General features: G+C 41.7%; 15 protein-coding genes. 8 read left to right on the plus strand and 7 right to left on the minus strand.

Annotation, left to right across the window (positions count from 1 at the left end):
- From MHO82_RS11590 to MHO82_RS11605, 4 genes are all read right to left on the minus strand, one after another.
- Window positions 1-204 (minus strand): hypothetical protein (locus MHO82_RS11590; protein WP_239184110.1); only part of this gene is annotated, 204 nt, incomplete at its 3' end.
- Window positions 205-217: 13 nt separating this feature from the next.
- A complete protein-coding gene (locus tag MHO82_RS11595) occupies window positions 218-775 on the minus strand; it encodes a hypothetical protein (RefSeq protein ID WP_239184111.1) in 558 nt (185 codons plus the stop codon).
- A complete protein-coding gene (locus tag MHO82_RS11600) occupies window positions 775-1,500 on the minus strand; it encodes an AHH domain-containing protein (protein ID WP_239184112.1) in 726 nt (241 codons plus the stop codon). The genes MHO82_RS11595 and MHO82_RS11600 overlap by 1 nt, the downstream gene beginning before the upstream one ends.
- Complete coding sequence (locus tag MHO82_RS11605; protein ID WP_239184113.1) at window positions 1,500-3,017, minus strand: PAAR-like domain-containing protein; 1,518 nt, start codon at window positions 3,015-3,017, stop codon at window positions 1,500-1,502. The genes MHO82_RS11600 and MHO82_RS11605 overlap by 1 nt, the downstream gene beginning before the upstream one ends.
- Before the next feature lie 463 nt (window positions 3,018-3,480).
- On the opposite strand from MHO82_RS11605, the gene MHO82_RS11610 reads away from it, so the two are divergent.
- Together MHO82_RS11610 and MHO82_RS11615 are read left to right on the plus strand one after the other, a co-directional pair.
- Window positions 3,481-4,422: a LysR family transcriptional regulator gene (locus tag MHO82_RS11610; protein ID WP_239184114.1), complete on the plus strand. Its 942-nt coding sequence runs from the start codon at window positions 3,481-3,483 to the stop codon at window positions 4,420-4,422.
- A gap of 214 nt (window positions 4,423-4,636) precedes the next feature.
- A complete protein-coding gene (locus tag MHO82_RS11615; protein ID WP_239184115.1) occupies window positions 4,637-5,842 on the plus strand; it encodes a NupC/NupG family nucleoside CNT transporter in 1,206 nt (401 codons plus the stop codon).
- Window positions 5,843-5,941: 99 nt separating this feature from the next.
- On the opposite strand, the gene MHO82_RS11620 is transcribed toward MHO82_RS11615, so the two are convergent.
- A complete protein-coding gene (locus MHO82_RS11620) occupies window positions 5,942-7,789 on the minus strand; it encodes a M3 family metallopeptidase (RefSeq protein WP_239184116.1) in 1,848 nt (615 codons plus the stop codon).
- 471 nt (window positions 7,790-8,260) lie between these two features.
- Here MHO82_RS11620 and MHO82_RS11625 point away from each other — a divergent pair, with 471 nt between their 5' ends.
- The 5 genes from MHO82_RS11625 to MHO82_RS11645 all read left to right on the plus strand — a co-directional run bounded on the left by MHO82_RS11625 (window position 8,261) and on the right by MHO82_RS11645 (window position 11,440).
- Window positions 8,261-8,905 carry an outer membrane beta-barrel protein gene (locus MHO82_RS11625; RefSeq protein WP_239184117.1) on the plus strand — a complete coding sequence of 215 codons (645 nt, stop codon included), beginning with the start codon at window positions 8,261-8,263 and terminating at the stop codon, window positions 8,903-8,905.
- Between the two features lie 166 nt (window positions 8,906-9,071).
- On the plus strand, window positions 9,072-9,416 hold the full coding sequence (locus tag MHO82_RS11630; RefSeq protein WP_239184118.1) for an antibiotic biosynthesis monooxygenase family protein: 345 nt from the start codon (window positions 9,072-9,074) through the stop codon (window positions 9,414-9,416).
- Window positions 9,417-9,430: 14 nt separating this feature from the next.
- A complete protein-coding gene (locus MHO82_RS11635; protein ID WP_239184119.1) occupies window positions 9,431-10,120 on the plus strand; it encodes a hypothetical protein in 690 nt (229 codons plus the stop codon).
- A gap of 166 nt (window positions 10,121-10,286) precedes the next feature.
- Window positions 10,287-11,000 (plus strand): winged helix-turn-helix domain-containing protein, encoded by a 714-nt coding sequence (locus MHO82_RS11640; protein ID WP_239184120.1) that lies wholly within the window; start codon window positions 10,287-10,289, stop codon window positions 10,998-11,000.
- On the plus strand, window positions 11,000-11,440 hold the full coding sequence (locus MHO82_RS11645) for a hypothetical protein (RefSeq protein ID WP_239184121.1): 441 nt from the start codon (window positions 11,000-11,002) through the stop codon (window positions 11,438-11,440). The genes MHO82_RS11640 and MHO82_RS11645 overlap by 1 nt, the downstream gene beginning before the upstream one ends.
- Here the strand turns inward: MHO82_RS11645 and MHO82_RS11650 are convergent.
- Together MHO82_RS11650 and MHO82_RS11655 are read right to left on the minus strand one after the other, a co-directional pair.
- Window positions 11,437-12,342, minus strand: coding sequence for a nidogen-like domain-containing protein (locus tag MHO82_RS11650; protein ID WP_239184122.1), 906 nt, complete (start codon window positions 12,340-12,342; stop codon window positions 11,437-11,439). The genes MHO82_RS11645 and MHO82_RS11650 overlap by 4 nt on opposite strands.
- Before the next feature lie 709 nt (window positions 12,343-13,051).
- A complete protein-coding gene (locus tag MHO82_RS11655; protein ID WP_239184257.1) occupies window positions 13,052-13,576 on the minus strand; it encodes an NAD(P)H-dependent oxidoreductase in 525 nt (174 codons plus the stop codon).
- A 604-nt stretch (window positions 13,577-14,180) separates the two neighbouring features.
- Between MHO82_RS11655 and MHO82_RS11660 the strand changes: the two genes are divergently transcribed.
- Window positions 14,181-15,602, plus strand: a complete 1,422-nt coding sequence (locus tag MHO82_RS11660) for an alpha-amylase family protein (RefSeq protein ID WP_239184123.1) — start codon at window positions 14,181-14,183, stop codon at window positions 15,600-15,602.
- Window positions 15,603-15,657 lie beyond the last annotated feature (55 nt).

Below are 15,657 nucleotides of genomic sequence, written 5' to 3' on the forward strand. Positions count from 1 at the left end.
TCCATCTTCATCTACTTTTTTTTCTAAAAGAGCTTCGTACACTTTTATATCGTAGCCAAGAAAATTATTCATATCTTTAAGAACATCTTGATGTACAACGAGCTTAGGTAAATGAAGAAGATCTAATAATATGTCAGGTTGTAAATCAGATATTATCTTTTCTTTTTTATTTTTTATAATATATTCATTAACATTAGTATACATTTATATTTCCTAGTTATCTTGTAACACACCAGTAATCCCAAGTTGACACTGGAACAAACCTCACTCCACTTATACCTAATTCTTCTATTCTCTCAGAGATAGAATGATGAATAGCAATTACCGGGCTATAGCCAACTCTAAAAATCAACCTTTCTTTTAGTGGTATATTATTTAATTCATCTAAAAATGATAGCGTCTCTACACTCACAACTTTACCATTTTCTTCTTTTAATTTAGATTTGCTTTTATCAATATAATCTATGTAATTTGCGACTCTTATCGAGTAATATTTACCCGTATAACCTAAAATTGAAGATAAAGAAAAATCTAGATAATTAAGCTTCAAGCCTAGAAAAAAATCATATAACTTCTCGCTAATTATCATATTTGGTTGATATATAACATCAGGAAGTTCTTTAGTATCGTCACCATAGTTAAGCTCAAATTTCAATGAGCTTTTATTTATTACTGTACTGCGTTTAAGTAATACATCTTCCGAGTACTCATCTAAAGCATCTAATAATCCATGATTATTTTCTGCAACCCAAATATAATATTCATCATTTATCATCAGTGACCAACCTTAAGTTTTCCTTTTTTAAATATCTTTCTATTTTTGTCGTGAAGGTGTGTTAAGTTATGACCATTACCTACTATATCCAACTTTCTATGCTTACAAGATATAACTGGCATTTTATCTTTTTCTGATTCATTTTTTACTACATTACGGCACCCAGGCTTCCCTTTATCATAATCAGTGCCTTTAGACGATATACTACATCTAAAACTATCGATTTTAGATAATATCTCTTTACTTTTATTATCAATTTTTATCACTATTTCTGACAAATCATCATCGCAGAGATCATCATTTGAGATACCTTCACTAATTTGCATCAATTCATTTCTGACCCCAAAAACATAATTCAAGTTACCTAGCCTTCCAGCATTATGTGGACCAGAATGTATCTGTACACCCAATTGGCATGCCAGCTTTGGTTGCATTGGAAGTACAGATAAATTACGCCAATGATTAATGTTATAACCTGTCACTTTGGCTATTTTTCCCCAACGTATCGATTTTTCCATGCATTCAACTGGAATAATATGATGAGCAGCTAAAGCACCAGAACCATAATACCAAGGATGATTTGTTTTATTTCTAGCACCATTAGTTGTATTGTGATAGGTAGTATTATGCTTATAAATGCTATCCCATGCATCACTATTACGTTGATTATCTCCTTTTTCAGGAGTACCTCTTTTCTTCTTTAAGCTTGCCGACGATATACCCATTAATGCCTACCTCTACAGAATTTTCGATCACCTTTAGGTGCATTTTTTTTCAAAATTCTTTTACACAGCTTACATTTTCTCTCTTTTTGCTCTTTCTGCTCATTAACTTTATCGTCATTCTTTCCATGTTGAGATGACTTACCTGTGTTATATTTTGTTTTTGCTGGAAATACTTTATCTGGTTTACCCAATACACGAGCAAATAAATCATCGAACTCTTTCATGGCTTGCTGAAGCTTATCTGACCCCATTTTGTCAAAGATCTTCAATTCATCTTGTAAACGAATAAAGTATTTAGATAATTCATCCGCTCCCATTCGATCAGCATAAGAAGCAAGCTCTGTAGCGACTTCCATACAAGGCTTTAAAACATCTGAGAGTATTTGGCTTGTTTGTTTTGCGTAATCGGCCCAATCCAGTGTACGCAAGAACTTTTCCGGATCGCCCTTACCTAAACCACGTAAAACTGCCAGCAACTCATCTTTTGGAGTATCTTTGCCAGCTTTCAATACAACCTTACAGGTACCTTTCATGGCACTACCAAAAGTTGGAATGCAACCGATTAGAGTCAGAGCCAAAGCAAGCCAGTTTTCCGACTTTTCTCTTTCTTTTTCATCCAATAATTTAAGAATATTGGCCGTTAAGTCTCGAACGTCTGCGGCTTGGTCTACCACTGGGATCATGGTTAATGCTGTATTGGCGATGATTTGCTCTACTGACGCATCATCATTAAAATCGCCCAGTACTACCCCCCAAATCCAGCTTGCAACGCCCGACATACGCTCCCATGCATTTTCCCAAAAACCGACTTCGCCGCGCTTTGCTTCTTCAATGATCGCTTGAGCATCCGCTTGGGGGTTAAATTTGGGGTTAGCCTGAGTTGGGTTATTAGGCGTGAACTCGCGAGTATCTTCCCCATATTCAATATGGAACTCACCCGGTGCAACACCGCCTACCGATGCTTTACCATCATTACCCAGGCTGCCTGAGAATTTTGCCCCGGTTTGATCCACCAGCTCATACGTTGCGCCTTGTACTGGATCACCATCAGAATAGGAAAGGAAGATATCTACCGTGTAAGTGCCTTCTTCATCTGCCGTAACAGAAACGGAAGGGTTTTGAGCGCCCCCCATACACATGGTATTGGCTTTGTTCATGGTCATTTGATCGGAAAGACGACAAACCCCTTTGCCTTCCATTTTTACGGTTGGAGAAGCTGAAATGAACTCTGCTTCAGCTTCAATGGTGCCTGACGCAACGCCTTTTTTATCACCACCCGCATCGCCTGTGCTTTTAGCAAATTTACTTCCTTTAATGGCAATGCTGTTACCACCATCAGCCGTAACCGTTGCGGTTCCATCGGCTAAATCGGCAGACTTTGCATTGTTACCATACGGAATAGGGACAACAGGAGGCCCCATAGTGGTAAGACATACATCCGGTAGCGTCGCATTTGCTTCCCCACCCGAACCTTGATGGACGATGCTCAGACCGTCCGCGTTGATAGTTACACCCATGGTCATTGCCAAATTCATTGAAAGATTGATGAATTATATCAATCGTTAACAATTGCAATCTCACTGAATAACTAGGTGAAATAACTATTTTTTTAATTTTGAACCACTCGCACAATTACCCTGAAATATCCCATTGTTTCTCTGCGCATCAAAAACCAAAACAGCACAGATAGAAAAGAAATACCGATCCGCACTTGGGGTAGGAAAAAGGGCTCTACCCTACTGCCGTGGTATTTGTATTAATGACCTTGATGGCCTGCTGGGGTTATATGCAGTGGTTAAAAACCATGCCACCAGCACCTCACGCCGCCAGCATGCATTAATAAAACCTTATTTCAGTGTTATTCTAAGCTGATAATATTAATCTTCTTATCCATGACGTATATTTACTTGGCTAAGAAGCTCTATTGCTGCACTGTCAGTCCGTTTCTCTGTTTTTCTTTTCAATACTTGAGTTCTTTCTATGCAAGATCGCGCCAGCCAAATGTTTATTTTCCATACTCTTGTAAACACTGGCAGTTTTACCGCCGCAGCCAAGCTGTTGGGGGTCTCGACTTCTCACGTTAGTAAACAGCTAGGTCAGCTAGAGGCTCAGTTACAAGTAAAATTAGTACAAAGAACCACTCGTAGTTTTACCTTAACTGAAGCAGGCCAACAATTTATGGAGCATTGCCAGCAATTGGTCAATAGTGTTGAATCTGCTGAGTTTGCGATGACAGGCATGCGAGATGAGGTTTCGGGTGTATTAAGGCTAGGCGTATCCCAGTCTTTTGGCACCATGCACATCATCCCGGCTATTGAACAACTTCGGCACCAGTACCCTGATCTGCAAGTGGAAATCAGCCTATTCGATCATAAAGCCAATATGGTGGAAGAAAAACTCGATCTTTGGATCACCAACTTTGAACAAATCCCAGAAGGCTACGTGGCCCAGCGGCTCGCCGATACCCGCTTTATTGTCGTGGCATCCCCAGATTATTTAATGAAACACCCAGCGCCGAGTCACCCGAAGGAGCTATGCCACCACAACTGCTTAACCTACCAAAGCCGACAACGTGATTACAGCAGTTGGTCGTTTAAGAAACGAGAAGACGCATTGATTGTGACCGTAGCCGGAAATTATCGTGTCGATTTAGCCGAGGCGGTTCGAGATGCAGCTATTTCAGGCTGGGGCGTGGCCTATTTAGCCACCTATTTACTCACCGATGAAATTCGAACAGGTAAATTAATCCAACTGTTGCCCGACTGGCAAGCAAACCAAACCATGCCCTTTTATGCCGTATACCCAAGCAGAAAGCACTTGCCCAACAAAATCGCCTCCACAATTGCCTTTTTTAAAAACTACATAGGCACAGAGCCCTATTGGGATAAAGCGCTGCTGCCGTCCGTAAAAATGGCAAAGTAACACCAACGCTTTGCGCTATAATCAAAATACTTTTTCCACATGGAAAATATCTCGCTCAGTAACCAGTTACTCTTTGATATATATGATTATTATTGTTCATGAATACGCCTTACCTCAAGCCATTACATTTTAGCAACATCCTGCTATTGCAGTAAAAAAGTAAGTTCATACAATACGCGCCTTCCTGTTTTTTATAACTTTATAGGTGCCAACCATGACCGCATTAATCGGGGTAATGGCTATTTTTTCGTTTGCTTTTTTGCTCTCAACAGACCGACGTAACATTCCAGTTAAAACAGTTGCTTGGGCTTTTGCATTACAAGTCAGCTTCGCTTTACTCGTGCTTTATGTTCCTACAGGAAAAAGTGCTCTCAATGCCATTTCACAGTCAGTAGCCAGCATTATTGATTATGGCCAAGTTGGGATCTCTTTCTTATTCGGCGGGTTAACCAGCAGCAATATTGGCTTTGTGTTTGCGATTAATGTGTTGTGCATCATTATCTTTTTCTCTGCTCTAATTTCCGGTTTGTATCACCTGGGGATCATGCCAAAAGTGATCAATATTATTGGCGCTGGCTTACAAAAGCTGCTGGGCACTGGTCGTGCAGAATCGTTATCTGCCACCGCCAATATTTTTGTGGGCATGTTAGAAGCACCGTTAGTGATCAAACCTTATTTAAAAAACATGACTGACTCACAATTTTTTGCGGTAATGACGGGTGGCCTAGCGTCGGTGGCTGGCGGTACGTTGGTGGGTTATGCATCGCTTGGTGTTGAGTTGAACTACTTAATTGCAGCGGCCTTTATGTCGGCACCGGCTGGGCTATTAATGGCGAAGATCCTAATGCCTCCTTCAGAAACGGTGATCCATAAAGATGAAATCACGTCGATTGAACTGCCGCGCTCTACCAATGTAGTGGAAGCCATGGCCGATGGTGCTATGTCGGGCTTACGCATTGCCGTTGCTGTTGGTGCTACTTTGCTGGCCTTTATCAGTGTTATCGCCCTTTTAAATGGCTTATTAGGTAAAATAGGAGATTGGATTGGGTTAACCCTGAGCTTTGAACTGATTTTAGGTTATCTGTTTGCTCCGGTGGCTTGGTTACTGGGTATCCCATGGGAAGAAGCCATTGTGGCAGGCTCACTGATTGGTAACAAAGTGGTTGTAAACGAGTTTGTGGCTTTTATTCAACTAATGGATGTACAAGCGCAGTTAAGTGAACAGTCACAGGCTATCGTTACTTTCGCGTTATGTGGTTTTGCCAATGTGTCGACCATGGCGATGCTCATTGCAGGTTTAGGTAGCCTAGCACCAGAGCGCAAAGAGTTTATTTCTCGTCATGGTTTTCGTGCCATTGCCGCAGGGGTACTGGCAAACTTAATGAGCGCTGCCATTGCTGGCTTGGTTTTGTCTCTATAATTCTAAGTGACGACAATGACCAATAAGCGTTAAGAATCCGCTTTAGGAACATGATGACTCTACCACTAACGTACCTTAGTAGTAGAGTCATCCAATTATTTATCGACCGTAAGTCGACACAATATATTCCTCAAAATCACTGCACATAGCGTGATCTGATTGGTTATTATGAGCCAACTCTTTCTCACCATCGATAATACGAATGGTCGCATTCAGTGATGCTACTTCAGCACGTTCTCGTGATGCTAAACCAGCGATTTTTTCCAGCTCCGCTTCCCATACTTGCTCAGCCGATAGATTACACTCATCCGCTAAGTATTTGGCGTTAAAGCCTTCACCCGTCAAACTCATAATCGTGGCATTGTGATTCACACTATTACCTGCATGCCAGTAATGCTTCGCCAGTAACGGGCCAATTTCAGGGTTATCCGTTAAGTAACCAAACTTATCCATAAAGAATGCTCTGGTTTGATACACCGCCATGTTCGCCAATAAATAGCCTTGATAAGCACACGCAGACTCATCGGACAGCAGATGCGGGATCGCCATAAGCGGCCTTGGACTGCTGTCTAAACCGAGAATGTTTTTCTCCATATCACGGGCAAGCTTGGTCACCGCCTCTGGCGTCAGCTCATCATCAGCTAACTGATACAATGCACGCTCAAAATACGGCACCACTAAAATGCTTCGTTCACTGTAGGCTCTGAATGGCTGACGGCTATCAATCATGCCTTTGATCACATCATTAGGTACGGCATTGCCTTGTGCATCACGCGCGTACTGTTTTAGCCAATCCGCATCGTTTAATAAGCTGTCACAGAACATGGATTGTGTTTCTGCATACGCCATGGACGTTGGCGCAAACTCTTGTGAAAAACACGGCGCGTTCATTTTTACATTGGCAAAGTGAGCCGCATGCCCCCCTTCATGGAATAAAGTATTGATACCATCAAAGCCACTGCCCACCTGATCAGGCTTTGCGTTACTGGTGAAATTCACTTTCGCTGGTACCCACTCACCTTCATCGTAAAAAGAAGGGGTTGGACCATGGCAGAAACCATTAGGGTATTTACCTTTACGATCCAGTAAATCCAACGTCAGCTCTGCGCCAGAGTAATCAATGTTCAAGCGACCAAATGACTCTACCCAACGGCGCAGTGATTGTGAAAATGGCACATACGGATCCAAATCACGAATCGAGTCTCCCGCAAATGAAAACACAAAGTTATGGCCTTCCACAGCCTGTTCGCCCATCTCTGCTGCTAAGTTCTGTATACTTTTAAAGTGGCTCTCTTTGGTTCTTTGCTCAAAATCATCCAAAATGGCAAAAAGATCATTGGTGGTCATTTGCTCCGTTTTCACAATGGAGTAGTCGAAGAAATTATCGTATCCCAGTGATTGAGCAAACTGATTGCGCAGTTTAACCAGCTCTAAAAAGCCATTGCCAAGTAACCATTGCTCTAGATCCAATAAGGCTTGATGCGACGTTTTACGAGTGATTTCGTGCTCACTGGCTCGAACATTAGCACCAAGAACAGGTAACGACCCTTCAGCCTGCTCGCCATTTTCATCCGTAAACGTCATGACGTGCTTTTGCTTTTTTTCAAATAAGTCTGCTTCAAACTTAATCAGCTCAGCTTTTAATGCTTGAGCTTGCTCCGACTCGATAGCGTGAGCCTGGAACGTCGCTAACCACCCTTTTAAACCAATCAATGTCTGATTTTTTTCATCCGAATCATCCAGCAATTGAACCGCTTCAATGTGCTTTTTCACTTCTTTGATTTGAGAAGCGGCACTTAAAAAATTCGCCCACTCTGTTTCCGCTTTAGTAGAACCGTCATGATCGTCACTCAACCCCATGTACGTATCCCAAAAGAAATTCTCTTTAGTTCGATGGATGGATAAGTAATCTTGGTTTAATGAATTCAGGTAATCAGTTGCTGTCATTTTCATCCCTATAAATGTAAAACACGTAGGCTTAAACGCCTAAACTGCATCAACTATCATGATGTACGCTAATAACGATACAGAGAGGCCAATAATATTGCGTTAGACGAAATCACTCTTTCGCCATTCGTAGATGAATATCCAAATAAAAATGGCTCTTCATCTCACTTTTATTACATAAAGTGCTGCTCTTTATTCTGCCCTGTAAACGGCGTATTAGATACTAAAAGTCCTATCGCTCCAAAATATGACACTGCAAAGACTAAATATAGCAGCAAAATTTATGGTGAAATAAGCCACTCTTAATCAAATCCACGCTTCTTTGACTTGGTATTAATTTATATAAACACCAATAACATAAATGACAATCACAGTTATTAATAAATTAATTAATGTGAATTAACGAGCCTGTCCCTTTCAACGTTTTTTCCGATCTTCTATCGTTCGCTCCCTCAAAACTAGGAGCACCTTATGAAAAACACATTACTTGCCTCTGTACTTGCTTTAATCAGCATGGCCTCTTACTCAGTACAAGCCAACCCAGACATCAATTACCTATCTGGTGGCTACCAACTGTCACTATTTGATGAATATATTCCTACCGACATTAATGAGACGAATAACTATCTGTCTGGTTATTATGCTCGTGCAAGCTGGGGCTTTACAGACAATGTTTTCCTAGAAATGCGCCGCGATCACACCGCTAAAAACCGACTTTCTAACACTCATGATGTGATGGGGCTAGGCTACCTGTACCCAATTCACTCTGATGTGTCTCTGTATGCTCTGGCTGGATTTAACCAAATAAGCTTAGAGTTTAGTGCCAGCAGTAACGACACTAACCTACTGCCTTCTAGCTCTGAAGCCTACATTGGCGTAAGAGATCACGCTTTTACCGCTGAGCTTGGTGCAAAGATCAACCTTCTTAGTGAGTGGCAAATAGAACCCGCAGTGCGAATGGCTACTTTTGATAACAACTTATATGAATTACGCTTAGGCAATACTTTCTCACTAACAGAAAGTTTAAAACTAGAAGCGAACATCGCTCACCGCTCTATTGATCAAATCAACCTTACAGAAACCAACTCCCAACTGGGCCTACGCTACGCTTTCTAAACGGTTCTAAAAAAAGCTAAAACTTCTTTTCTATCAATAGATAGACACATTTTCTTACAGGCTTTTTATGAAGGCGTTAATTCATGTGAATTAACGCCTTTTCTTCGTTTTCCTGACAATAAATCTGCTAGCTTTTTGCCACTGATTCGCAATAAGGAAATGACTCATGAAAATCTGGTTATCATCACTTTTACTGCTTTGCTCTACCTCAATATTTGCCCAAGAAGTGACTCTCATTAATCCATTTGTAGTCCCTCAAGAACATGAGCAGGCAGCCATTGAACATTGGGAAAAAGCACGAAATTTTCTTAAGAATCAACCCGGCTATATCTCTACCAACCTGCACCAAGCCATTCAGCCAAACAGTAAGTACTTTTTAATTAATGTCGCGAAGTGGGCATCCCAACAAGATTTTGAAAACGCCACAGCCCGTATGCGCCAAGAAATTCCGCCTCTGAAACTGGACGGTGTTTCTTTTTATCCGGGCCTTTATCAAGTCATTCGTAACTAAAAGTGGAAAATAAAATGAAAATACTAACCACAGCTCTGCTTGCATCTCTTAGTCTTTTTGCCTCACAAGCACACAGTGATGCATTTGGTGTCAGCCTAAAGTGGGCGACCACTAATTCCCAAGCGGTATTTGAAAACTTTGCTAACCAAAAAAGTGAATTTAACAAGCTGATCCAAGAGGGCAGTATCCACGATGTGTACATCAGCCAATCAAAAGTGGAGGGTAAAGACTTTCCGCTGATAAAATTTGTTATTGAAGCCGATAGCCAGCAAGCGGTGTTCGACAAGCTCAATACTCTGCCTTTCTACCAACAAGAACTTGTCGCCGTTGATCAAATTCGGAACATAGGCACTAAGTGGCTAGATAAAGAGCTTGTACAACAAAACTACTCGATGGAGCTGAGTTGGAAGCAACCACAGCAGCACCTAATCGTCGATGAAATATTAGGAAAAGATTTACAGCAAGTGGTAGATTGGAACAGCAAAGGCAAGGTCACCTCTACTTACCTTAATATTCAAGATGTTGGCGATAAAACAGTACGCCCAATCTACTCTATCGCTGTACTGGCCAATAATGTTCAAGAAGTACAACACATGGCACAACAACTGGAAGCCATAAACTCAGGTTATGCCTCCGTTCATATCATGCATTTGGGCTTTAAAATGAACATGAACACCTCTTCTGATACGCCCGTAAACCTCTAACCAAACTAACGAATGGCGCGCTGCTACACCTGCCATTCGTTAGCCACAGCTAAATAAACACAAGAGGTTATCTTCAGCCATAATAAATAAAAGCAGCGATGATATTGATCTTTAGTACACCGTTCAATTAGAATTCACTCAATTTTTGAACGGTAAAGGCAAGAGTATGTTAGAAACGTCCATTGTCATTGGTGGTTTTGAAATCGTACCAACAGAGCAAACTATTACTCGCCTATCCGATCAAAAAACCATCCGATTGTCGAAGTCTGAATGCCTGATTGTACGTACACTGGCCGAGCAGCCTAATACGACCATCAGTAGAGAGTATCTACTAACTAGTTGTTGGTCTGGAAAAGTGGTAACACACAGCTCCTTAACGGTAGCTATTAAACACATTCGTACCGCATTTTCCGACATTGGTGAGCCCAATATCATCATCACTGAACCTAAAAAAGGCTATAGCTTACGAGTACCCAATCAAGCGACCGATTTCACATCACCTTTATCCCCTAGACCTCAGTCACTATCGTCCAATAAGCCAACTCACTCAGTACCTAGATTCGCTTTATGGCAGCGCGATAGTATTACCGCAGCCAAACGCTATGGAGTACAGACTGGCTTTTTTTTCCTCACTTTACTGACTTTGGCTAAATATGGACTGTTTGTTGAAACAACGAACCTAAATGGCATTCCAACACGATACGATGGGATGCCTTTACCCCATCAAATCATCCAATCGATCACTGAATTAGATCTCAATGCCACCGAATTAATCATCTACCCACTTGGAGGGCTATGTTCTTCTTATCAAGTGCTCAGTGTATCCGAACAACACATCCAAGATTGGACTGCCTCTATCCCTCAAAGGGACTGTAAATAATGAACCACGCTATCCGAAAAGCCATCACTGGCATTATAGTCGCTTTGTTGTTTACGCTCAGCGTTGGGGTTGGCTCGGCACTCTTTACAAACCACGCATACGATTTTCGCAGTGAGTATGAGCAATTAGGGCGAGAAACACTGTTGGCTTCATTTAAAAGTGGCCGTACTAAACTTCAGTTTTATGCTTACAACAGCGATGAAAAGTTGATCATTTCAAAGCAATTTTTTGGCTATTTTCTTCGTTTTGGGTCTCATTACTTTATTATGGCAAGCGAGCAAGATACGGCGGATGAGCAACAGCAGCTCACCACCCGTAGCTTTTTTATTCGCACTTACGGTGACAATGCCTACATGATCTCCGATCAACGAGGCATTTTCATTACCAAAGATGGAAAACCGCTGCATTTAAACAGCGTGTTGATAGGTAGAAAGCGTTAACCTTTTAAACGCTGTCTACGATGGAACCCCATTAACCCAACTATGCCTATCCCCAGTAAAGCCATGCTACCTGGCTCAGGTACAATACTCGGTGGCAATACAGAGCCATTACGCACTTGGAACACATAACGACCATCAGTGGTTAAACCATTAGAATCAATAGCCAGTAAACTATCCAGTTCATGATTAAACAAAGAGAGAGGCCCAGGCGTCACAGAAGGAAAACCTGAGTCGAGAAAAGACCCACACACCCCCGATCCTTCTAGCTCAAAGCTATTACTGGAGCCATTTGACCACCCCGCTCGTGCACAAGAGCCATTACGACCATTTGCGTCTCCCCCACTAGCGGTGCCAGACTCCCACTGAATTTGATCGTAATTAAACTCAAAATCAAAGTCTCCGGCATTAATATCTGAACGGTCAATCATCACCAGCTGAAAAGAGTTAAAATTATCATGAGCCGCATTACTGCTAAAGTAATCCACATCCAGCCAGTTGACGCCAAACGCCGCCTGACCACCAATCTCACCTTGTCCATACGTAACAGGGCTTCCAGCAGAGCGTGTGTCTACATCACCAAAAAATGGCGCTAGGATCTCATTTCCTGTTGTCACCAAATTAAAAGGCGTGAATGTCGACAAAGCGTTATCCATGGTTAAGTTACCATTATTATTAATGTAACCACCATCTCGAGTATTACCAAAAAAGTTCACCGAAAAACCAAAAGGCACAAAACCTGTCGAGCTGTCATCATTGGGGGATAACGTCGATGTTAAAAAATCGGGGTTTGAACGAATAGCTCCAGCGTAAGCTTCGGCAGTGATAACGGTGCAACATAGCGCCAGTGCCGCCAGTGCCGCCAGTGTGTAGTTAGGCTTAAATATCTTGCTAGGTGTTAACAATGTTTCTCTCCAAAAGTAATTTCCTTTCCTCCCTGACATAAATAACAACCCTGCTGTCATGCAGCGATATTTAGACCACTCATTGGGATACGACTGAAGGTATCAAATGACAATCAAACCCCACTTAAAGCACGAATAATGCCACTCGCTCGTAAACCAATAAGTAACTAAGCTCTTGCTGTAATTTAGAGGCCATCACTAGAGAAATAAACGCCTTATGTAAAAGATAATGACAACCAAACTGGCACTACCTAACTGAAAACCAAGAAAAGTAGAGATTGAAAACAACATAATGTGGGATAAAGGTGTAAAAAATAGTGACAGTAGAATCACTCATACTGCCTATATTTCTTCACATTGAACATAAAAAACAATGAGGCGCTAGACAATATAAGGGCCACAAAGAATTCACCGCAAATCAAGACGGTGTAAAAAAGTCTGACACTTTCGAAGAAAAATGGCGTGGGTAATTATTGCATTATATATCAATAACCTAAAAACAGCTTAATGTAATAAACCGTTCTGTCATCTGTATCACCGGGCAACGCAAGGTAGCCAAATAGAAGTGAAGTATGACTGTTAGGTTATCTACCTAATAACACTTATGAAGATCAAAAAGCGATATCAGCCATGGCCCATAACTCGCTTTTAGAAAAGTTTATCCAAAAGTGTTTTGTCCATGGCTCAGTTATTTTATTACAAACCTATCTTATCGCAGTAAAGCAATGGCCGCTTCGATTTCAGAGTGAAGCTCAGCGTTTGTTAGTTTGCCTTCAGCAACATCAAAATTATCATAAAAACTTGGTACAGAAACCGCTGCTTTTACATCACCTGCAAAATACGGCGCAGAGCCTTTTGCGGCTGCCAATACAGATCCTGCACCACCAGAGCCTGGAGACGTTGCCAAAAGCACCATCGGCTTATCTTGGTACACTTTCATGTCAATGCGTGATGCCCAATCAAACAGGTTTTTAAACGCCACACTGTACGATCCGTTATGCTCTGCATAAGAAATCAATACCGCATCTGCCTCACCGATCTTCTGAAAAAAGCGCTTTGCTGGCTCTGGGTGGCCTAACTCTTTTTCTTTATCTTCGCTGAAAATTGGCATTTCATAGTCATTCAAATCCAAAACTTCAACGTCGGCATTACCAATTAAATTAGCAGCATAAGTCACCAGCTGTTTATTAATAGACGTTTTACTGCTACTTGCCGCTAAAGCTAATACTTTCATCATTGTCTCCGAGATTATTTATCCACATTTTAATTAAAGCAGCCACTCATTTAAAAAGCGCTATATCCTGCTCTGCTAACTAAGCAAGTACCGCGTTAGCGTCTGTAATTTCATAGCCACATGAGTGTAACCTGTCTATTTTTTGTCAACACCCATTAAAATCTTAAGGTTATTTGTTTGATTTATCTTCAAAATAACGCAGAAATGTAAGCTTGGCGGGTGCTCAATGATAGTCAGCCCCCCAGAATAGTTCGCTCCAATGATGTCTTTACACCCCAACTTACCGTAAAAACTTCGAGCTATCTCAAAATAACTTAGTCACAAACCATCAGGGGAAATCAATGTCGTTTGTATAATCAAGTAGCAAATGATGGAATACTCCACAAACAATCAGACAAAAGAATAAAATTCAGACAGACGTAACATTTTGCGTAATGACTGAACCTACTCACTTCCCCCTACGAAACGCCAAATCATTCACACTATTTATAAAATCATCATTACCATTTAAGAGGAAAGTCACAATATATAAACAAAACACTGCTCATCTTAGCTGTTTATAAAATAATCTATCGGCATTCCAATAACATATAAGAATATAATTATGCCAAAGAGCACTTTTACCAAATCCATAACAAAATCACTTCTTGCTACTTCCGTTGTTGTAAGCTTATTGCCTGCCTACGCACAGGCCGACACTATCTTGCATGCCTTTAACTGGAAATACAGCGACATTATCCACCAAGCAGAGCAAATTGCGCAAGCTGGTTATAAAAAAGTACTGATTTCACCGCCGCTGAAGTCCACAGGCCCACAATGGTGGGCACGTTACCAACCACAGGACATTCGAGTGATTGACTCCCCTGTCGGCAACAAGCAAGATTTACAAGCCCTCATTGCAGCCTTAAAGGCACAAGGCGTTGAAGTATACGCAGACATCGTACTCAACCACATGGCCAACGAAAGCTGGAAACGAGACGATCTGAACTACCCGGGAAGTGATTTACTTACCCAATACAGCCAAAATATGGCTTACATGAACCAGCAAAAATTGTTTGGAGATTTAGAGCAAAATCAGTTCTCTGCCAATGATTTTCACCCGGCTGGCTGCATTACTGATTGGAGTAACCCGGGGCATGTTCAATACTGGCGCTTATGTGGTGGTAATGGCGACACTGGGTTACCTGATCTTGATCCTAACTCGTGGGTGATCGATCAACAAAAACGTTATTTACGTGCTTTGAAAGACATGGGAATAAAGGGCTTCCGAGTTGATGCGGTAAAACACATGAGCGATTACCAAATCAACCAAGTGTTTACGCCAGACATCATCGCAGGCTTACATGTATTTGGTGAAGTGATCACCAGTGGTGGCAAGGGCAGCAATGACTACCACTCTTTTCTGGAACCGTATTTAAATAACACCAATCACGCCGCGTATGACTTCCCGCTATTTGCCTCTATCCGAAATGCATTTAGTTATCATGGCAGCTTGTCTCAATTACATGATCCACAAGCTTACGGGCAAGCACTTCCTAACGACAGAGCCATTACTTTCACCATCACTCACGACATTCCAACCAATGATGGTTTCCGTTACCAAATCATGGATCCAACCAGTGAAAAACTCGCGTACGCGTACATTCTAGGCAAAGATGGGGGTAGCCCACTTATCTATAGCGATGCTTTAGACCCAAGTGAAGATAAAGATAATGGCCGCTGGCGTGATGTATGGAACCAAGAATACATGGTTAACATGATCAGCTTCCACAACAAGGTGCAAGGTAAAAGCATGGAGGTCATGTACAGCGATCAATGCTTGCTGGTCTTTAAACGTGAAAAACAAGGCTTAGTCGGTATTAATAAGTGCGCTGAAAGCCGTACCTACACCATAGATACCCATCGTTTTGAATTTAACTGGTACCAACCGTACAACGACACATTAAGCCAGCACAGCGAGACCTTTAGCAGCCGTTATCATGCTCTGACCATTCCGGCGCAAACAGCACGAATGTTGGCGCTATAACGACTCATCTTCTTACAAACTCAATGACATGAAGAGCGAGCCACCACTCGCTCTT

The organism is Vibrio sp. Of7-15, assembly GCF_022347565.1.
In the GTDB taxonomy this organism is placed as follows: Bacteria; Pseudomonadota; Gammaproteobacteria; order Enterobacterales; family Vibrionaceae; genus NORP241.